Here is an 18,109-nt window from a genome sequence, read left to right as displayed (position 1 = left end):
CTGGCCGGTGACGCTGACCGACGGCGAGATCGTCCTGCGCCCGATAAAGATGCGTGACCAGCGGGTGTGGCGTGAGGTCAACCGGCGCAACCGCGACTGGCTGCGCCCCTGGGAAGCGACCGTTCCGCCGCCCGCCCCCGGCGGCCCGGTCGCGCAGCGCCCCACGTACCGGCAGATGGTCCGCCATCTGCGGGCCGAGGCGAACGCGGGGCGGATGCTGCCGTTCGCCATCGAATACGAGGGCCGGCTGGTCGGCCAGCTCACCATCGCCGGGATCACCTGGGGCTCGATGTGCTCGGGTCATATCGGCTACTGGGTCGACCAGGGCGTCGCGGGCCGCGGGGTCATGCCGACGGCCGTGGCTCTCGCGGTGGACCACTGCTTCCGCACGGTCGGCCTGCACCGCATCGAAGTCTGCATTCGCCCGGAGAACGCGCCCAGCCGCAGGGTCGTGGAGAAACTCGGATTCCGTTCGGAGGGCGTACGCCCGCGCTATCTGCACATCGACGGGGCCTGGCGGGATCATCTGATCTTCGCCCTCACCGCCGAGGAAGTGCCCGAGGGCATGCTCCGGCGCTGGCGCCGGTCGCGGCCGGTGACGCGTCGGGGCCCCGGACCCTCCGACGAAATGAAATAGGTGTTCGAATTTGATCGCCGGGTGGCGACAATGGGCCACGCTTTCGACATCTGCTGATCCGATCAATCACAAAAAAGTCCGTGATATCAGCCGGATCGTGCGACACACCGGGCCAATTGGCGGATCCTCCCGTGCAAACCCCTCTACGGTGTGAGCGTGAGCAGCAGCGGCCTCATCTACGCAGTCATCGTCGGGGCCTGGGCCGCCTACTTGGTGCCGATGTGGCTCCGCAGGCAGGACGAGCTCAACGAGGCTCGTCCGACGGAACGCTTCAGCACGGCCATCCGGCTGCTGTCCGGACGGGCGGCGATGGAGCGCCGGTACGCCAAGGAGCTGCGGGAGCGCACCGCCGAGGAGGCGGGGCCCGACGTCGACCCGGACCGGGAAACGGACCGTATGGAATCCGTGGACGTCCGGGCCTTTGCCGCGCCTCCGGCGCATACGGAAGCCAGGTTGCACGACCCGGCGCACGCGCCCGAGCGTGCCCCGGGCCGCCCGGCTCCCGGCCGCCCGGCGCACGACCAAAGGGACCGGGCGCCGGACCACCAGCTGCCGGACCGTCAGGCGCCCGAGCGCCGGCCCGGCGAGCGGTCCGGGGCGCCGGGGCCCGGCTCCCCGCCCCGTCCTCGATCCGGCGCGGCCGACGCCGAGCGCGCTCGGCGCGCCCAGCGCTCCCAGGTCCTGGCACGGCGCAGGCGGACCACCGTCGTCCTCTTCCTCGCCTTCACCCTCGGCGCGATCGTCGCGGCGGTCGGCGGCCTCGGCTTCCTGTGGGCGCCCGCGGTCCCCGCCGTGCTGCTGAGCACGTACATCGTGCATCTGCGCGCCCAGGAGCGACGGCGGTTCGCCTTCACCATGGACCGGCGCCGGGCCGAGGTCGCGGCGCAGCGGTTGCGCGAGAACCGCCCCCGAAGGCACCAGCCCGCGGTCCCCGCCCCCGCCGAGCCCGACGACGACGCCGAGGCCCACCACGCGGAGCCTGACCCCACCCCCACGGTTTCCCCCCAGGAGGCGGGCCGCCGCGCCCTCGTCGAGCAGACGGACCACGCGGAGTGGGTGGACCAGCAGCGCGAGCGCGGCCGCGTCCAGGGCGACAGCTGGGAGCCCGTTCCCGTACCGCTGCCCACCTACGTCACCGCACCCGTCGCCCCCCGGGCCACCGGCGGCGTGGAGGTCGGCGACCCGGAGACCTGGAGCGCGGCCCGCTCCAGCACCGCCGAGCCCACCCACCAGACCGGCACGTCGCACCCGGCCACCCCCACGGTCGACCCCGCACCGCGCCAGCGCACCAACCAGTCCCGCCGCTCCCGCGACCGCGGCAGGACCCCGCTCTTCGACCAGTACGACGACGAGGGCCGGCCGCGTGCGGCCAATGAGTGAGCCGCAGGGCCTCGGAGATCCACGACTCGCTGACCAGCGGAGGAACGGATTTCCAAGCACCCCCATGAGGGTGCTAGAGTTTCACACGTCGCAAGGGCCTGTGGCGCAGTCTGGTAGCGCACCTCGTTCGCATCGAGGGGGTCTGGGGTTCAAATCCCCACAGGTCCACAGACGGGCCGTTCACGAGTTAGCTCGTGAAGGGTTCACGAAATCCCGTCCAGTTACTTCAACTGGGCGGGATTTCGTGGTTCTCAGGCTGGGACGACGCGGATGCCGGCCGGGGAAGCCCGGTTCGGTGCCGTGGGCACGGTGAGCGGAGCTGGCTGTGGCTGTGCGGGCTTGGCGAAGCGGCCGCAGGACTCGGGTGGTCCTGCGGCGCGCCGATGGCTGTGTGGTTGTGATTCCCACGGCGGTGTCCCGCGAGGTCGCCCGTACCCGGACCATGTAGGCGGGCGGGCGCGGCGGTCGTCCTCATGTCTGCCGTACGGGCCCGCCAGGTCGGCCGGTACGCGATCACGTAGCAGGGGCAAGTCCAGGTGTCGCACAGGCACCGGGTGCCCGGGGCCGGGCTTCCCGTACCGTTGCTGAGCTTGAGCGGATTCCCAGGGCGGTCGGCGCACCATGTCCTCCGCAGGGGCTCGCCACTAGGATGTGCGAAACGCGCCGTCACGGGCGCTGGTGTGCCGGGAAGTCTGGTCGGCGACGGGGGCAGCCGTCCCTCCGTCCGTCGCGACCCCGGAAGGCTGCCCGCCGTGTACGAACGACTGCACCACCGCACGGGATCCCCGGATCTGTTCGCCCGGGGGAGGTTCCGGTGTGCCGGTCGTCGATGAAGCTGTCCCCGGGCAGTCGGCAGGTGCTGGGCACCGCGCGGGCTGACCTCAACAGCGGAGCCGCTCCCGGGGCTTGCGAGGCCCTTCGCCGGGCCGGAGCCGGCAAGCTCGTCACCCACGCCGACGACCGCCCCGCCTGAGCCGGAGCGTCGAGCCCGAAGGCATCGGCGACCCCGCGGCCGTACAGGCGGAACCCTGAGACAGGACTACGGGATGCAGACGTGCACCGGATACGAAACCCTGCTGGCCTCGGCTGCGGCGGTGGGGCAGGAGCCCGACGAGGCCGAGTTGGAGCGCCTCCGGGTCTTCGGGGAGCAGGCGGCCGCCGACGGCATCACGCTGCGCGCCCTGGTCGTGCACCACCTCGCACGGGCCCGTGCCGCCTGGCCCACCGGGACCGTCGGCGCGGACCGCGTGCTCGCCACGGTGCAGATCGCCGTCGAGGCACTCTGCGAGGGCTACGAGAGGGCCCAGCAACTCGCCTTCCGACAGGAGGAGTCACGGCGCCGCGAGTTCATCGACGACCTGCTGTACGGGCGTGGCGACCTGGGGCGCCTGGTGGAGCGTGCGGAGCAGTTCGGGCTGAGGCTCTCCCACGCCCATGCCGTCGCCGTCGCCGAAGGCCCCGACCCCTACCTCGAAGGCGAGGCCGTACCTCGCCTCGTGGAGCGGGCGGTGACCGGACGCTTCGGCGACCGCAGCGTCCTGCTCACCACCAAGGACGGCCGGATGATCTGTATCGCCCCCGGCGACCAGCGAGACGTCCTCATCCACTTCGCCAAGCAGGCCCATGCCGCGACCGACGGTGGAAAGGCCGCCGTCGGACGCCCGCACCCGGGTGCGGGCGGCGTGGTCCACTCCTACGAGGAGGCCCTTCAGGCCCTGGACCTGGCGGTCCGGCTGGGACTCGATGATCCGGTGCTGCACGCGGCGGAACTTCTCGTGTATCCGGTGCTGACCCGCGACCGCCAGGCCATGGCCGACCTCGTCCGAACCACGCTCGGCCCGCTGCTCGGCGCCCGTAACGGCCCGCAGCCCCATCTGGACACCCTCACCGCCTATTTCGACGCGGGATGCGTCACCACCCACGCGGCCCGGAACCTCTCCCTGAGCGTCCGCGCACTCACCTACCGGCTGGAGCGCATCCACCAGCTCACCGGATCAGACCCGACCAACCCCCGGCACCGGTACGCCCTGCAGACCGCGGTCATCGGAGCGCGCATCCTCAACTGGCCCGATCGGAAGCTCTGAACCTGCCGTCACTCATCCGCCGACGCCGATCACGAAGGACGGGTACGTGCCCTCTGTCTACAGGAGTACCGCGGCTCAGCAGGAGGTCCGGCGCTGGTGCCTGAGCCGGCTGGACGCGTGGCACGTGGCCCATGTCCGCCGCGAGGTGGCGACATCGGCCGGGCCCACCAGCGTCGTAACCCTGGGCCCCGAACCGCGGGGCGGAGCCCAGGCCGTCGTTCTGCTGCCGGGTACGAACATGAACGCCGCCCTGTGTCCGGCCATCGCCGAGGCGCTGGCCCGCGAACACCGTGTGGTGATCCTGGACCTGCCCGGCCAGCCGGGGCTCAGCTCGGGTCGGCGGCCCCGCGCCGGGCGCACGGATTGGTACGGGAGGTGGCTGAGCGAGGTCCTGCCTCTGGTGGTACGGGAGCCGGCCGTGGTGGTGGGGCATTCCCTGGGCGGCGCGGTGGCGCTCGCCGGCGACTCTCCTCTCATCGCCGGTCGGGTGCTGCTCTCCAGTGCCGGCGTCACGCGCCTGCGGGTCCCCGTTCCTCTGGTGTCTGCCACCGTCCCCTGGCTCCTGCGCCCTTCGGTGCCACGAGCGGAGGAGTTGCTGCGCCACATGTCCGCTCCGGGGCGCGCGGTACCCGGACACCTGAGCGCATGGATGGATCTGGTCGCGCGCTGCTGCCGCACCAGCCTCGCCCCGGCGCCGCTGCCGCCCGCCCTGCTGGAACGATCCCGGGCCGCCCCGGTGCTGGTCGCTACGGGGCGGTTCGACCTCTTGCTGCCGCCGAGAGTCCTGGGGCCGGCCGCACAGCGTCGTTTGGGGGTGGGGCTCAGGGTGGTCGAAGGCTCGGGGCACCTGCTCCTGGACGAGGCGCCCGTGGAGGTCTGCGGGGTGGTGGAGGAATTCCTCAGGGCTCATGGGGCGCAGTGACGCCCGGAGGGCGGGCCGGACAGCTGGTGCGTGCCACCGCAGGAGCAGGGCCCGCGCCCCTGTCGCGTCCCGCCCCGAGGTCAGGTCCGCTCGCTTGCCCGCTATTTCGTCTCCAGATCCCGGCGGCGGAAGCCCGCCAGCCCGAGCAGGACCAGACCGGCTGCGAGGGCGGTGAGGACAAGGACAGGGGTCCAGTTCATCTGGGCGGCGGGGAGCCGGGGAGCGTGGCCGAAGGGCGAGAGGTTGTTCATCCAGTCGGGGAACCGGAGAATCGCGCCGAGGTACCCGACGAGGAACGCGTACACGGGCACGATCCAGGCCGCCGACGCGGCGCGCGGACACCAGCCGAAGAGCACGACCGCCACGCCCCCGGTCACCCACAGCGCGGGCGCGTACACGGCCGCGGCCCCGAGCAACTCCCCCACGAGGGCGGCGTCCCCGGTGGACGCGGCGCCCGCGACGCCGAATCCCAGCCCGGCCGCGAGCAGCAGCGCCGTGCCGCCGGCCAGCGCGACGGCGACATGGCTGCCGAGCCAGCGGTGGCGGGAGAGGCCGGTGGCCAACAGGGGTTCGGCGCGGCCTGCGCTCTCCTCGGCTCGCGGTCGCAGGCCGGCCATCACCACGTACACAGCGGCGACGACCGCGATGACGACCATCACCATCGACGCGAACGACTCGGCGACGGAGCTGCCGCCGATCTCCGCCAGCGCCTCCCGGACCTGTTCGATGTCCTTCACCATGTCGGCGGCGTCGCCGAGGATGGAGCCGTACATGACGCCCATCAGGAACAGTCCGGCGCCGAAGCCCAGCAGGGTCGCCCGGTGCAGCCGCAGGGCGAAGCCGAAGGGCCGGGTGAGGGCTTCGGACGTGGTGCGGCGGCCGGGCCGGGCCGGGCGGAGACCGGCGCCGACATCGCGTCGGGTGCTCAGCACGAAGCCGGCGGCGGCGGTGAGTGCGGCCGACGCCAGGCAGAGCAGCAGGGGCCACCAGCGGTTGTCGACGAACACGTAGGTGCGCTGGATCCAGCCGATCGGGCTGAGCCAGGACAGGGCGTCGTTGCCGACGTCGCCGGAGGCGCGGAGCACGTAGGCGACACCGATCAGCGCGAGTGCCATGCCGGCAGCACCGCGACCATGCGCGGTCACCTGCGCGGTGACGGCGGCGATGCCGGCGAAGACGAGGCCGATCACGGTGTGCGTGAGCCCGTACAGCAGTGCCTCGCCGGTGCCGATGCCGTCGATGCGCGCCGAGACGAGGGCCAGGGCCACGAGGACGGCGAGGGCTACGTTGGCGGCGGCGGCGACCGCCAGCGCGGAGGCCAGTTGGGCGTGGTGTCCGACGACGGTGGAGCGCACCAGCTCGGCCCGGCCGGTCTCCTCCTCGTTCCGCGTGTGCCGGGTGACGGTCAAGACGCTCATCAGGCCGACCAGGACCGCCATGAACCCGAGCAGTTGGTGGCCGAGCATCGCACCGATGTCGTAGTCGGAGAGGTAGTGGCGCGGGCCGGTCATGGCGAGCGCGGCAGGACTGTCCATGGTGGCGGCGACCCCGGCCCGTTCCTCCGCGGTGGCGTACAGGGTCGCGTATTCGCTCGCTGTGGCGAGCGTGCCCAGGGCGAGCGCGAGCAGCCAGACCGATAGGCGGACACGGTCCCTGCGCAGGGCGAACCGGATGAGGGTCGCGGTGCCGGCGAAGGCGCCTGCACCGGGTCCGGCGGAGCTGTGGGTCCCGGGCGCTGCCGCGGTGGCGGTCATCGGGCCGTCCCCTCGCCGCCGTGGACCGGAGTGACCGCGTCGGGGCCCGTACCCCCTGGGCCCGCGGAGTCGTCGGTGCGCCCTGAACCGCCGTTGGCGGTGAGCTCGTCGCCGTAGTGACGCAGCATCAACTCCTCCAGCGTGGGCGGATGGCTGATCAGACTGCGGATGCCGAACTCGCCGAGCCTGCGGATGACGGCGTCGAGGTGTGCGCCGTCGACGGCGAAACTCACCCGGTGGTTCTTCGCTCGAACCCCGTGGACGCCGGGCAGGGTATCGAGTCCGGTGGCCGGGTGCTCGGTCTCGGCCTCCACCGTCGTGCGCGTCAGGTGGCGCATCTCGCTCAGCGTGCCCGACTGCACGTTGCGGCCCTGCCGGATGATGCTCACGCGGTCACAGAGCTTCTCGACCTGGGCCAGGATGTGACTGGAGAGCAGCACGGTCCTGCCCGCGGCCTTCGCCTGAAGGATGACGTCCTGGAAGACGACCTCCATCAAGGGGTCGAGGCCCGCCGTGGGCTCGTCCAGGAGCAGCAGTTCGGCGTCGGAGGCGAGTGCGGCGACGATGGCGACCTTCTGCCGGTTGCCCTTGGAGTAGGCGCGGCCTTTCTTGGTCGGGTCGAGGTCGAACCGCTCGACGAGCTCGTCGAGCCGCTGCCGGTCGAGGCCGCCGCGCAGCTTGGAGAGCAGGTCGATGGCTTCCCCGCCGGTGAGATTGGGCCACAGCTCGACGTCGCCGGGTACGTAGGCCAGCCGCCGGTGCAGTTCGACGGCGTCCTTCCACGGGTCCTTGCCCAGGAGCTGCGCGGAGCCGGAGTCGCCGCGCAACAGCCCGAGCAGGACACGGATGGTGGTGGACTTGCCTGCTCCATTGGGGCCGAGGAAGCCGTGCACCTCGCCGGTGTCGACGGAGAGGTCCATGCCGTCGAGGGCGTGCGTCCGGCCGAACGATTTATGCAGTCCGGCCACATTGATTGCCTTCGTCATGGTGCCGAACGTACGCTTCCTTCAGAAGTATGTGAAGTTAAGGAACCGTATGAATCACTCGGTAGACTTCCGCCGGGCGTCGGGGGCGTCGGGGGCGTCAGGGCGCCGAATCGCAAGGACTGGGGTCAGGGCATGAGTGAGCGGCGGCGAGAAGACGGCCGTGTGGACGACGGCCGTTCGAGCGGCAGTCGTTCGAGCGACAGTCGTTCGAACGGTGGTCGGGAGGTCGCCGACGGCGAGGCCGCCTCACGGTTCGTCGAGCGCTTCGCCGCCCAGCTGGTCGAGGCCGGGATGGCCCGTATGCCGGCCAGGGTCTTCGCCGCGTTGCTCTCCTCCGAGCGGGGGGACCTGACCTCCGCCGAACTGGGGGAGCGCCTCAAGATCAGTCCGGCAGCCGTATCAGGAGCCGTTCGCTATCTCGCCCAGGTCAACATGGTCAGCCGTGAGAGGGAGCCGGGTTCGCGGCGTGAGCGTTACCGTGTGCAGGGCGATCAGTGGTACAGCGCCCTGATGGAGCGCGACGCCATGCTGAGGAGCTGGCAGGCGACGTTGCGGGAGGGCGTGAGCCACTTCGGGCTCGAAACCCCCCAGGGGCGCAGGATCAACGACACGCTGGAGTTCTTCCAGTTCCTGGACAAGGAGTTGGGGTCGCTGATGGAGCGCTGGGCCGCGCACAAAGCCCAGCATCTCGGCCGCTGACCGTACGACCTCGCCCCTGAGAGGGCGATCCCAGGCCTCGCCGCGCAGCAGACGCTGGCCGTTGAGGCCGTTGGTGACGGTGGAGCCTTCGTGGCGGCCCGCGACAGGTTCACGGCCGCCGGGGGAGGTGGCGAGGGGGGAAGGCGTAGTAGACGATTTCCCGGCAGGTGATCTGTGTGGCGCCGCGGGCGGGCAGTGCGGCGTGTGGCCGCGACCGGACCCCCGTTCCGGTCGCGGCCATCGGGGCCCGGGTGCCGGGTGCCGGGCGCCGTGGTCAGCAGCCGCCGGAGGCGGCGGTGCCGACGGTCGGGGTGGCGGAGGCGGCGATGCCGACCGTCAGGGTGGCGGGGGCGGCGCAGCAGCCGTCGCTCTCGGTCTGGTTCGCCTCGGATTCGTCGAAGAGGCCGGCTCCGCCGCAGACGCCGGTCTCGGGCAGGGTGAGTTCGACCCGCTCGGCGGCTTCCTGGTCGCCGGCGATGGCGGCGGCGACGGAGCGGACCTGTTCGTAGCCGGTCATGGCGAGGAAGGTGGGTGCCCGGCCGTAGGACTTCATGCCGACGAGGTAGACGTCCTTCTCGGGGTGGGAGAGCTCCTTGGCTCCGTGCGGGTAGACCGTGCCGCAGGAGTGCTGGTTCGGGTCGATGAGCGGGGCGAGTCCGACGGGGGCCTGGAGGCGCTCGTCGAGGCCGAGGCGGAGTTCGGAGACGAAGGACAGGTCCGGGCGCAGGCCGGTGAGGACGATGACCTCGTCCACGGGGTCCAGACGGCGGCCGTCCTCGGCGACGAGGATCACCTGGTCGCCCGCCTTCTCGAACGCCTCCGTCCGGAAGCCTGTGACCGCGTCCGCGTGGCCCTCGTCGACGGCGGCCTTCGCGGCGAGGCCGAGTGCGCCGCGGGCGGGCAGCTGGTCGGCGGTGCCGCCGCCGAAGGTGGAACCCGAGATGCCGCGGCGCAGGACCCAGGTGGCGTGCGTGCCGGTGCCGGTCCCCCTGCCCGTGCCCGCACCGGCGCCTGTCCCTGTTCCCGGTCCCGTGCCGGTGCCCGTTCCCGTGTCGGCCTCGGACCTCGCGAGGTCGGCCAGGGAGGCGAGCGCCGTGAAGGCGGAGGCGCCGGAGCCGATGACGGCCGTGCGCCTGCCTGCGTAACGGGCCCGTACGGCGGGGTCCTTGAGGTCGGGGACGCGGTAGGAGATCCGGTCGGCCGCCGCGCGCTCGCCCGGGGCCGACAGTCCGTCCCCGCCGGCCGGGCCGGGGGTGGCCCAGGTGCCGGAAGCATCGATGACCGAGCGGGCGAGGACCTTCTCCTCGCGGCCGTCGGTGTACGTGACATGGACGGAGAAGGGCTGGGCCTCTCGGTCGGCGTCGACGATCCGGTCACGGCCGACGCGGGAGACCCCGGTGACCCGGGCGCCGAGGCGCACCCTGTCGCCGAGGGCGTCGGCGAGCGGCTGAAGGTACCGTTCCGCCCAGTCGCCGCCGGTCGGGTAGGTCCCGGTGTCGGGCTTGGTCCAGCCGGTGGGGGCGAGGAGCTTCTCGGCGGCCGGGTCGGTGAGCTCGCCCCAGGTGGAGAAGAGTCGTACGTGTGACCACTCGCACACCGCCGCACCCGCCCGGGAGCCCGCTTCCAGGACCAGCGGCTGAAGGCCCCGGTCGACGAGATGGGCGGCCGCGGCCAGGCCGACGGGACCAGCCCCGACGACCACGACGGGCAGCTGTTCGGCGGTGGCGGTGGCGGTGGCGTTCATGGCGATTCCCCTTTTGTTTCGACATCCGTCGATCTCCTGAGATCCCAGCATGGCATCTGTATCGATGGATATCAACATAGATGCTTGTCGAATCATGGGGCTGGCTCTGGAGTGCGTCGACGTAGCCTCAACGGCGCCGGACGGTCCGGCCCGGCCGCTGCGCCGGGCCGGGCCTGGGCGCTTGGTTCGACATATGTCAACATAGATGCATGTCGAATGCGAAGGTGCTGCCTCTGCTGGAGCCCACCGTCGAGCCCTGCTGTCCGCCGCTGGACGAACGGCCTCTGACGGCGGAGGAAGCCGAGCGGACCGCCAGGATGTTCAAGGCGCTGGGTGATCCGGTCCGGCTGCGGCTGTTCTCCGCCGTCGCCTCGCACGAGGGAGGCGAGGCATGCGTCTGCGACATCTCCGACGTCGGCGTCTCCCAGCCCACGGTGTCCCACCACCTCAAGAAGCTCAAGGAGGCCGGGCTGCTCTCCTCCGAGCGGCGCGGCACCTGGGTCTACTACCGCGTCGAACCGGCCGTCCTCGCGGCGATGGGGCAGCTGCTCACCAAGGCCTCCGGCGCGTGACCGCCTCCGTCCTCGTCGTTCCGCTGAGCGCCGAGCACGCCGACGCGGTCGTCGCGATCTACCAGGCCGGCATCGACGAGGGCAACGCCACGTTCGAGACCACCGCACCGACCTGGGAGGAGTTCGACACCGGCAAACTGCCCGAGCACCGCTTCGCCGCGCTCGACGGGAGCGGGCGGGTCCTGGGCTGGGTCGCCGCCGCCCAGGTCTCCGACCGCTGCGCGTACGCGGGCGTCGTCGAGCACTCCGTCTACGTGCATCCCGGCGCCCGGGGCCGAGGCGTCGCCTCGGCGCTGCTGAAGGCGCTGGTCGACTCCACCGAGGCGGCCGGGATCTGGACCGTCCAAGCCGGCATCTTCCCGGAGAACACAGCCAGCCTCGCCGTCCATGAGCGGGCCGGATTCCGGGTCATCGGCACCCGCGAGCGCATCGGCCGCCACCGAGGGCGCTGGCGCGACACCGTCCTTGTCGAACGCCGCAGCGCCGAGGTGTGAGCGCGGCTGCTTCGGGGTGGTGTCCTCCGTGGAGGCGGGCCGTGCCGATCGCGAAGCCGGACTGCGCCGATCGGTTTCCGACACGGCCGCCCCGCCGCGTGGGGCGGGGCGGCCGGACGATGCTTCGCGGCGGCCTACCTCACCTGTGCCGCAGTGAACTTCTTGCGCCAGGCGAGCGATACGTACACCAGCGCGACCAGCACCGGAACCTCGATCAGCGGACCGACGACGCCGGAGAGGGCCTGGCCGGAAGTGACGCCGAAGGTGGCGATGGCGACCGCGATGGCGAGCTCGAAGTTGTTCCCGGCGGCCGTGAAGGCGAGCGTGGCGGTGCGGTCGTAGTTCAGGCCGATGGCCTTGCCGAGCAGAAACGTGCCGAACCACATCACCGCGAAGTAGACGAGGAGCGGGAGCGCGATGCGGACGACGTCCAGCGGCTGTGAGGTGATGGTCTTCCCCTGGAGAGCGAAGAGGACGACGATCGTGAAGAGCAGGCCGTAGAGGGCCCACGGGCCGATCTTCGGCAGGAACTTCTGCTCGTAGGACTCGCGGCCCATCTTCTTCTCGCCGATGCGGCGGGTCAGGAAGCCCGCGACCAGGGGGACTCCGAGGAAGATGACGACGTTCAACGCGATCTTCCACATGGAGATGTCGAGGTGCTCGCCGTCGCCGAGGCCGAGCCATCCGGGCAGCAGGTCGAGGTAGAACCAGCCCAGGACGCCGAAGGCGATGACCTGGAAGACGGAGTTCAGGGCGACGAGGACGGCGGCGGCCTCGCGGTCGCCGCAGGCGAGGTCGTTCCAGATGATGACCATGGCGATGCAGCGGGCCAGGCCGACGATGATCAGGCCGGTGCGGTATTCGGGCAGGTCCGGCAGGAAGATCCAGGCCAGCGCGAACATGAGTGCCGGGCCGAGGACCCAGTTGACGACCAGCGAGGAGGCCATCAGCTTGCGGTCGCCGGTGACGGCGTCGAGCTTGTCGTAACGGACCTTGGCGAGAACCGGGTACATCATGATCAGCAGGCCCGCGGCGATCGGGAGCGAGATGCCGCCGATCTCGACCTTGGCCAGCGCGTCGTTCAGCCCGGGGATCAGCCGGCCCAGACCCAGCCCCAGGCCCATGGCCAGGAGGATCCAGACGGCGAGGAAGCGGTCGAGCGTGGAAAGCTTCGCGACCACCGAGGGTTCCTCGGTGGTCGCGGGCGCTTGGGTGGGGGTCACGGACAGGCCCTCTTGTTCTTGACGGCGGTACGCGCGGACTCGGCCAGGTCGGCGAACTGGCCGGCGAGCTGGGCGATGACGTCCGGACGGAGCTTGTAGTAGGTGAAGCGGCCGCAGGGCTCGGTCTCCACGACTCCGGCCTCGCGCAGCACTCTCAGATGGTTGGAGAGATTGGTCTGCCGGGCACCGGTCTCCTCGACGAGGTGAGTGGTGCACAGGGTCTCGCGGGCGAGCAGGGTCACGATCTGCAGGCGCAGGGGATCACCCAGGACCCGGATCAGTTCAGTGTCGACTGACGTCATCATGGGCTGATACTCTCACATCAGTGGTCGCTGACACCACCGGGTGCTGATGTCCTTCGTGCCTGACTTCGCCGTGAGACAAGTGAGACCAGTCGTGTCCGAGAAGCCTTCCGTCCTGTTCGTCTGCGTCCACAACGCCGGCCGTTCCCAGATGGCCGCCGCGTGGCTGTCGCACCTGGCCGGGGACCGCGTCGAGGTCCGCTCCGCCGGTTCCGCCCCCGCCGACCAGGTCAACCCCGCCGCCGTCGAGGCCATGCGCGAGGTCGGTATCAACATCGCCGCCGAGACCCCCAAGATCCTCACCATCGACGCGGTCAAGGCCTCCGACGTCTGCATCACCATGGGCTGCGGCGACACCTGCCCCGTCTTCCCCGGCAAGCGCTACCTCGACTGGACGCTTGAGGACCCGGCGGGCCGGGGCGTCGAGGCCGTCCGCCCGATCCGCGACCAGATCAAGAAGCTCGTCGAGAACCTGGTCGAGGAGATCGCCCCGGTGAACCCGGAGCGGACCGCATGAGCGAGATCCGCGAGGTCGTCGTCATCGGATCCGGCCCCGCCGGATACACCGCCGCTCTCTATGCCGCCCGTGCCCAGCTGAAGCCCCTGTTGTTCGGCAGCTCGATCTTCGTGGGCGGTTCGCTGACCACGACGACCGAGGTCGAGAACTTCCCCGGCTTCCCGGACGGTGTCCACGGGCCGGTCCTCATGGAGAACATGCGGGCCCAGGCCGAGCAGTTCGGCGCCGAGATGATCGACGACGACATCGTCTCCGTCGACCTCACCGGCGAGATCAAGGAACTCACGGACTCCGAGGGCACGGTCCACCGCGCCAAGACGGTGATCATCGCCACCGGATCCGGATACCGCAAGCTCGGCCTCCCGAACGAGGAGAAGCTGTCCGGACGTGGCGTCTCATGGTGTGCCACCTGTGACGGATTCTTCTTCCGTGACCGCGACATCGTCGTGGTCGGCGGCGGTGACACCGCCATGGAAGAGGCCACCTTCCTCACCCGCTTCGCCCGCTCCGTCACCGTCGTCCACCGCCGCTCCACCCTGCGCGCCTCCCAGGTCATGCGGAACCGCGCCTTCGCCGACGACAGGATCTCCTTCGCGTTCGACAGCGAGATCGTCGAGATCAAGGAGGAGAACGGCATGCTCGGCGGAGTGGCCCTGCGCGACACGCTCACGGGCCGTACCCGCGAACTGGCGGCCACGGGCCTCTTCATCGCCATCGGGCACGACCCCCGCACCGAACTCTTCACCGGCCAGCTCGACCTGGACGACGAGGGCTACATCAGGGTGGAGTCCCCCTCCACCCGTACGAACCTCCCCGGCGTCTTCGCCGCCGGTGACGTCGTCGACCACACCTACCGCCAGGCCGTCACCGCCGCCGGAACCGGCGCCGCGGCAGGGCTCGACGCCGAGCGCTACCTCGCCGCCCTGGCGGACAAGACCCCGGCCATGGCCACGGCCACGGTCTGACCCGGACCGGACGGTGCCTGGCCCGTACGCATCAGGGAGGTCCGCGGTGGACGAGTCGGCTCATCTCGGGCGTCCGGTACCGCCCTTGCGGGACACGAGCGCCCTGCTCGGCCGCATCACCCGCCGCTTGGCGGCGCGCCACCGGACGTCGTTCTCGTACGAGACGGTCGAGCGGTACGTGACCGAGTGCGCCGGTCTGCTGGGCGGCCGGGCCCGGGTGGGCACGCACCTCCCGGCGCTCGTCGAGCGCTTCGCGGATCAGCGGCTCGGCGCCCTGGCGCGCGGGTCGGGCATCCGCCCCAAGCGCGTTTCCGAGGTCCTTTTCGTGTGCACGGAGAACGCCGGCCGCTCCCAGCTGGCCGCCGCCCTGATGAGGCGGCGCGCGGCGGGCGCGGTCTTCGTCATGACGGCGGGCTCCGCCCCCGCCCCCGATATCGCTCCGGTGGTGCGCCGGCTCCTCGCCGAGCAGGGAATGGAGGCGGCCGACGATTTCCCCAAGCCGCTGACGGCGGAGGTGGTGGCGGCAGCGGACGTGGTCGTCACGCTCGGCTGCGGCGATGCGTGCCCCGTACGACCGGGACGCCGCTACATCGACTGGGACCTGCCGGACCTGAGCGGCCTGGACATCGAGAGCGCTCGGGCCGTACGGGACACCTTGGAGGTGCGGGTGGGCAAGCTCGTCGGCGAACTCCTGGGGGCGTCGGCGCCACCGGCTTGAACCAGGGTGCCCCGGCTCCCGGGCTTTGACGGGTGTTTGAGTACCTTGGCCCGCATCAGCCCGCATCAGCCCGCATCAGCCCGCATCAGCCCGCATCAGCCCGCATCAGCCCGCATCAGCCAGCACCAGCCCGCCCCTTGGCGTGCGCCGACCGGTGCGGGTTTCCTGTCGGGCGCGGGCTGATAGCTCCTCAGGCTCGTCGGTGATTCCCTGGTGACTCCCTCGGCTGATTCGCGGAGGAACTGCTCCCACCCCTCATCGGATTCGGGGGAACAACTCCACTTCCCGGCCGTCCTCGCGCTGCCCCCTTGTATTCATCTTGTGCGGTGCTTTTGTGCGGTGCCTTCGTTGCCGTCCGCCTTCGCATAGTCGCTTGAGGCCGCGAGGGCGATACGGCGATAGGCGCGGAGGGGCGGGCTGCGCCCCGTGCCGGTCTGACCACGTGTTTCGGGCGGTCTCTCTACAGTTCTCGGCCAGTTCTGTAGAAAAGAGCCCCATCTCCGCTTCTTGTCGCGGCAGTTGCGGCTGCGCCAGAGTTCGGGGCGCGGCGACAGGAACATGTCATCGCCGCCGGGCAGTGTCCATGGAACACATCGCGCGTCCCCAAGCGAGGTGTGGCCACCCCCCCCATTGTCTGGACGCTCGCCCGTGTAGCGGAAGGAATCCCGTGAAGCACGGAAAGAAGAACGCGCGCAGGTATGTCGTGGCCGCCTCCATCGGCGCCCTCCTGTCGGCCGGAGTCGCCACAGGGGCCTACGCCGGTACGGCGGCGGAGCCCTCGGCGCCGGCGTATCAGCCGGAGATGGTGCAGGCCCTCGCCGAGACGCTGGGTGTCAGTGAGAAGGCCGCCGTCGAGCGGCTGGACCGGGAGGCCCGGGAGCGGGACCGGTTCGCGGAGCTGCGGAAGCACCGGGTCGACACGCTCGGGGCCTTCTTCACCGCCGACGGTTCCCTGGTCGTCAACGCCGCCGACGCCGGGGCGGCCAAGGAGGTCAGGGCGGCGGGTCTCAAGGCCCGGGTCCCCGAACGCGGGGAGGACGAGCTCGACCGCATCAAGGCCCAGCTGGACGCCAAGGCCCTCAAGAGCGCCCCGGCAGGGGTGTCGGCGTGGTCCGTCGACCTCGCGTCCGACACCGTGACCGTCGAGGTCAACGGGGCATCGGACGCCGCCACCCGCAGCTTCCTCAAGGCGGCGAAGAGCAACGGCGACGCCGTACGCGTCATCAAGGGGCAGGAGAAGCTGGAGACCCAGGCCGTCGTTCCGCCCGGCAGCCGGATGACCTTCAACGGCTACCTCTGCTCAGTCGGTTACGGCGCCAAGGACCGCAGCGGCAGGCAGGTGCTCGTGACCGCCGGGCACTGCATCGAGGACCTGCCCGCACTGGCCTACAACGGCACCCGGTTCGCCAAGGGCACCCACACCCGGTTCGCGCTGGGCACCCGCAGCGTCGACATGGGCATCGCGACCGTCGACGCCGGCCACTCGATCGGCCTCGACATCACCACCTACGGCAGGGCGGGCACCGTCCCGGTCAAGGGCAGCAAGCGGGCCCCCTCCGGAGCGGCGCTGTGCAAGTCCGGCCAGACCACCGGCTGGACCTGCGGCAAGGTCGGCTCGTACAACGTCAGCGTCACCTACACCGACCAGAACGGCGGCCCGGACACCGTGGTGACCGGACTGGCCAGCTCCAGCGTCTGCACGCAGGGCGGGGACAGCGGTGGCGCGTACGTCTCCGGGGACCAGGCCCAGGGCCTCACCTCCGGCGGACCGATGAACCAGCGCTGCACCGGCCAGGTCAACTCGCCCGGCTCCTCCTACTTCCAGCCGCTCAACGACGCCCTCGCGTACTACGGGCTGACTCTCAACACCAAGTAGTCCCGACCGGCCAAGGCCACCCCCCGAACGCGGGAGACCGTCCACTCATCCTGGGCGGTCTCCCGTTCCAGTAGTTCCCGTTCCAGTCGTTCCCGTTCCCGTTGTTCCCGCTCCGGGGGCGCAGTCCCACGCCACCCCGTGGACACCGGGCTTGCACCGCGAGGTCAGTACATGGACGTTGTGCGTGTCGTTCAGCGGGATGCGCCGCTTGGCCCGGGGCGGGGCCCCGACCTTCTCCCGGACGTAGCGGTGGCAGTCCGTCGGCAGGGCGCCGGGGTGGAAGAAGACCTGTTGGAGGTATTCGTGGAGGTTCGTCCGCGTCCAGCGCTCGTAGTGCGTGGCCGGTGTCTCGGACGGACTGACCTCGATCGCGTAACTCACCACCGTCGTGTCCAGTTTGGCCAGCTCCCGGCCGAAGTGGATCTCCAGCACCAGGGACTTGAGCCCCTTCAGGTACGTGGCTTCCACCAGGCGTCCGCAGGTGACCCGGATGTCGACGGGCTCGGCGGCCTCGTCGTCGAAGCTGTGTACGAACACCGCGCGGTCGGCCCCCGCCCGGCTCGCCCGCAGCACGTTGGTGGTGGTGATCCCGCTCAGCGTGCCGCTCTCGCCGACCGTCACGACGTCGTGGACCATCAGCGACCCCGTCTCCTGGTTGAAGTGTCGGAACCGCGCGCCGAGCGCCTTCTCCACGACCGAGTCCTCGCCGAGGATCTGGAGTGCGGTGCCCTCAGCGCCGACCGGTGTGATACGGCCACGGGGGCGGCGCGGGCCGAGCAGCGAGCGCAGGGCCCCGGAGGGCAGCTCCAGGATCTCCTCCAGCACGTCCACCGCCCGCAGCGAACGCGCCCGTTCGGGCTGGCTGCGGCCGCGCTGCCAGCTGCTGAGGGTGGCCTGGCTGATGGTGATGCCGCGCACCCTGAGCCGTTCGCTCACCCGCTCCAGCGAGAGGCCGCGGCGGTTCAACGCCTCCCGCAGGGCCCCGGGGAAGGTGTCGGCGCCCGTGGCCGCCGCGTGCAGGTCCGAGGCGGCGATGGCCTCGCCCGTGCGGGCCGCGGTGGTGTGGGCCTCGGCGGCCTGCGGGGCCTCAGCGCCCTGCGGGGCCCCGGCCGTACGGGGTGCGGCGTCGGGGGCGGTCCCGGACGTGCCGCCGCCCGCCGCCTCCGGCAGTCCGAAGTCGGTGTCCGTTCCGCTCGACATGGCCCTCCCCGTTCCGGTGCTCTCCCTGCGGGGCCG

Annotated in this window: 17 protein-coding genes and 1 tRNA gene; 12 read left to right on the top strand and 6 right to left on the bottom strand. The window is 71.2% G+C overall.

The genetic code is table 11. The features are described 5' to 3' along the window. The first annotated feature begins 7 nt into the window (after nt 1–7). The 5 genes from CIB93_RS18065 to CIB93_RS18045 all read left to right on the top strand — a co-directional run bounded on the left by CIB93_RS18065 (nt 8) and on the right by CIB93_RS18045 (nt 5,023). Entirely contained in the window at nt 8–637 is a 630-nt protein-coding gene (locus tag CIB93_RS18065; protein ID WP_096627996.1) for a GNAT family N-acetyltransferase, read from the top strand. 156 nt (nt 638–793) lie between these two features. Then, nucleotides 794–2,017 carry a gephyrin-like molybdotransferase receptor GlpR gene (gene glpR, locus CIB93_RS18060; protein WP_179500150.1) on the top strand — a complete coding sequence of 408 codons (1,224 nt, stop codon included), beginning with the start codon at nt 794–796 and terminating at the stop codon, nt 2,015–2,017. Between the two features lie 94 nt (nt 2,018–2,111). Continuing rightward, nucleotides 2,112–2,185 (top strand) — tRNA-Ala (locus CIB93_RS18055). Between the two features lie 878 nt (nt 2,186–3,063). Then, a complete protein-coding gene (locus CIB93_RS18050; protein ID WP_096627993.1) occupies nt 3,064–4,101 on the top strand; it encodes a CdaR family transcriptional regulator in 1,038 nt (345 codons plus the stop codon). Between the two features lie 46 nt (nt 4,102–4,147). Continuing rightward, entirely contained in the window at nt 4,148–5,023 is an 876-nt protein-coding gene (locus tag CIB93_RS18045; RefSeq protein WP_096627991.1) for an alpha/beta fold hydrolase, read from the top strand. A 101-nt stretch (nt 5,024–5,124) separates the two neighbouring features. Here the strand turns inward: CIB93_RS18045 and CIB93_RS18040 are convergent, their stop codons facing one another. Then, on the bottom strand, nt 5,125–6,777 hold the full coding sequence (locus CIB93_RS18040; RefSeq protein ID WP_096627990.1) for an ABC transporter permease: 1,653 nt from the start codon (nt 6,775–6,777) through the stop codon (nt 5,125–5,127). Further along, nucleotides 6,774–7,763 (bottom strand): ABC transporter ATP-binding protein, encoded by a 990-nt coding sequence (locus CIB93_RS18035; protein ID WP_096627988.1) that lies wholly within the window; start codon nt 7,761–7,763, stop codon nt 6,774–6,776. The genes CIB93_RS18040 and CIB93_RS18035 overlap by 4 nt, the downstream gene beginning before the upstream one ends. A gap of 132 nt (nt 7,764–7,895) precedes the next feature. Here CIB93_RS18035 and CIB93_RS18030 point away from each other — a divergent pair, with 132 nt between their 5' ends. Then, complete coding sequence (locus CIB93_RS18030; RefSeq protein ID WP_096627987.1) at nt 7,896–8,462, top strand: GbsR/MarR family transcriptional regulator; 567 nt, start codon at nt 7,896–7,898, stop codon at nt 8,460–8,462. A 274-nt stretch (nt 8,463–8,736) separates the two neighbouring features. Here CIB93_RS18030 and CIB93_RS18025 read toward each other — a convergent pair whose 3' ends face one another. Then, nucleotides 8,737–10,206, bottom strand: a complete 1,470-nt coding sequence (locus tag CIB93_RS18025) for an NAD(P)-binding domain-containing protein (protein ID WP_096627985.1) — start codon at nt 10,204–10,206, stop codon at nt 8,737–8,739. Between the two features lie 209 nt (nt 10,207–10,415). Here CIB93_RS18025 and CIB93_RS18020 point away from each other — a divergent pair, with 209 nt between their 5' ends. Next, the gene (locus tag CIB93_RS18020; protein ID WP_096627983.1) at nt 10,416–10,778 is read left to right on the top strand and encodes a helix-turn-helix transcriptional regulator; all 363 of its coding nucleotides are present in this window, start codon (nt 10,416–10,418) and stop codon (nt 10,776–10,778) included. After that, the gene (locus CIB93_RS18015; protein WP_096627982.1) at nt 10,775–11,272 is read left to right on the top strand and encodes a GNAT family N-acetyltransferase; all 498 of its coding nucleotides are present in this window, start codon (nt 10,775–10,777) and stop codon (nt 11,270–11,272) included. The genes CIB93_RS18020 and CIB93_RS18015 overlap by 4 nt, the downstream gene beginning before the upstream one ends. Before the next feature lie 134 nt (nt 11,273–11,406). Here CIB93_RS18015 and arsB read toward each other — a convergent pair whose 3' ends face one another. Together arsB and CIB93_RS18005 are read right to left on the bottom strand one after the other, a co-directional pair. Next, the gene (gene arsB / locus CIB93_RS18010; protein WP_096627980.1) at nt 11,407–12,495 is read right to left on the bottom strand and encodes an ACR3 family arsenite efflux transporter; all 1,089 of its coding nucleotides are present in this window, start codon (nt 12,493–12,495) and stop codon (nt 11,407–11,409) included. Beyond that, nucleotides 12,492–12,800 carry a helix-turn-helix transcriptional regulator gene (locus CIB93_RS18005; RefSeq protein WP_096627979.1) on the bottom strand — a complete coding sequence of 103 codons (309 nt, stop codon included), beginning with the start codon at nt 12,798–12,800 and terminating at the stop codon, nt 12,492–12,494. The genes arsB and CIB93_RS18005 overlap by 4 nt, the downstream gene beginning before the upstream one ends. 91 nt (nt 12,801–12,891) lie before the next feature. Here CIB93_RS18005 and CIB93_RS18000 point away from each other — a divergent pair, with 91 nt between their 5' ends. From CIB93_RS18000 to CIB93_RS17985, 4 genes are all read left to right on the top strand, one after another. Continuing rightward, nucleotides 12,892–13,314 (top strand): arsenate reductase ArsC, encoded by a 423-nt coding sequence (locus CIB93_RS18000; RefSeq protein ID WP_096627977.1) that lies wholly within the window; start codon nt 12,892–12,894, stop codon nt 13,312–13,314. Further along, on the top strand, nt 13,311–14,279 hold the full coding sequence (gene trxB / locus CIB93_RS17995) for a thioredoxin-disulfide reductase (protein WP_096627976.1): 969 nt from the start codon (nt 13,311–13,313) through the stop codon (nt 14,277–14,279). The genes CIB93_RS18000 and trxB overlap by 4 nt, the downstream gene beginning before the upstream one ends. A gap of 85 nt (nt 14,280–14,364) precedes the next feature. Next, complete coding sequence (locus tag CIB93_RS17990) at nt 14,365–14,997, top strand: three-helix bundle dimerization domain-containing protein (RefSeq protein ID WP_257002239.1); 633 nt, start codon at nt 14,365–14,367, stop codon at nt 14,995–14,997. A 667-nt stretch (nt 14,998–15,664) separates the two neighbouring features. After that, the gene (locus CIB93_RS17985; RefSeq protein WP_096627973.1) at nt 15,665–16,873 is read left to right on the top strand and encodes a S1 family peptidase; all 1,209 of its coding nucleotides are present in this window, start codon (nt 15,665–15,667) and stop codon (nt 16,871–16,873) included. Nucleotides 16,874–16,918: 45 nt separating this feature from the next. On the opposite strand, the gene CIB93_RS17980 is transcribed toward CIB93_RS17985, so the two are convergent. Next, entirely contained in the window at nt 16,919–18,073 is a 1,155-nt protein-coding gene (locus CIB93_RS17980; protein WP_096627971.1) for a helix-turn-helix transcriptional regulator, read from the bottom strand. Between the last annotated feature and the right edge of the window lie 36 nt (nt 18,074–18,109).

The organism is Streptomyces sp. WZ.A104 (assembly GCF_002382885.1).
GTDB lineage: Bacteria > Actinomycetota > Actinomycetes > Streptomycetales > Streptomycetaceae > Streptomyces.
The sequence above is the reverse complement of the archived record's forward strand: the minus strand, read 5'-3'. Positions and strand labels throughout refer to the sequence as shown.

Coding starts and splice junctions, on each gene's coding strand:
- CIB93_RS18050 (WP_096627993.1), top strand. CDS start 3,064: ATGCAGACGTGCACCGGATACGAAACCCTGCTGGCCTCGGCTGCGGCG.
- CIB93_RS18040 (WP_096627990.1), bottom strand. CDS start 6,777: ATGACCGCCACCGCGGCAGCGCCCGGGACCCACAGCTCCGCCGGACCC.
- CIB93_RS18035 (WP_096627988.1), bottom strand. CDS start 7,763: ATGACGAAGGCAATCAATGTGGCCGGACTGCATAAATCGTTCGGCCGG.
- CIB93_RS18030 (WP_096627987.1), top strand. CDS start 7,896: ATGAGTGAGCGGCGGCGAGAAGACGGCCGTGTGGACGACGGCCGTTCG.
- CIB93_RS18025 (WP_096627985.1), bottom strand. CDS start 10,206: ATGAACGCCACCGCCACCGCCACCGCCGAACAGCTGCCCGTCGTGGTC.
- CIB93_RS18020 (WP_096627983.1), top strand. CDS start 10,416: ATGTCGAATGCGAAGGTGCTGCCTCTGCTGGAGCCCACCGTCGAGCCC.
- CIB93_RS18005 (WP_096627979.1), bottom strand. CDS start 12,800: ATGATGACGTCAGTCGACACTGAACTGATCCGGGTCCTGGGTGATCCC.
- trxB (WP_096627976.1), top strand. CDS start 13,311: ATGAGCGAGATCCGCGAGGTCGTCGTCATCGGATCCGGCCCCGCCGGA.
- CIB93_RS17980 (WP_096627971.1), bottom strand. CDS start 18,073: ATGTCGAGCGGAACGGACACCGACTTCGGACTGCCGGAGGCGGCGGGC.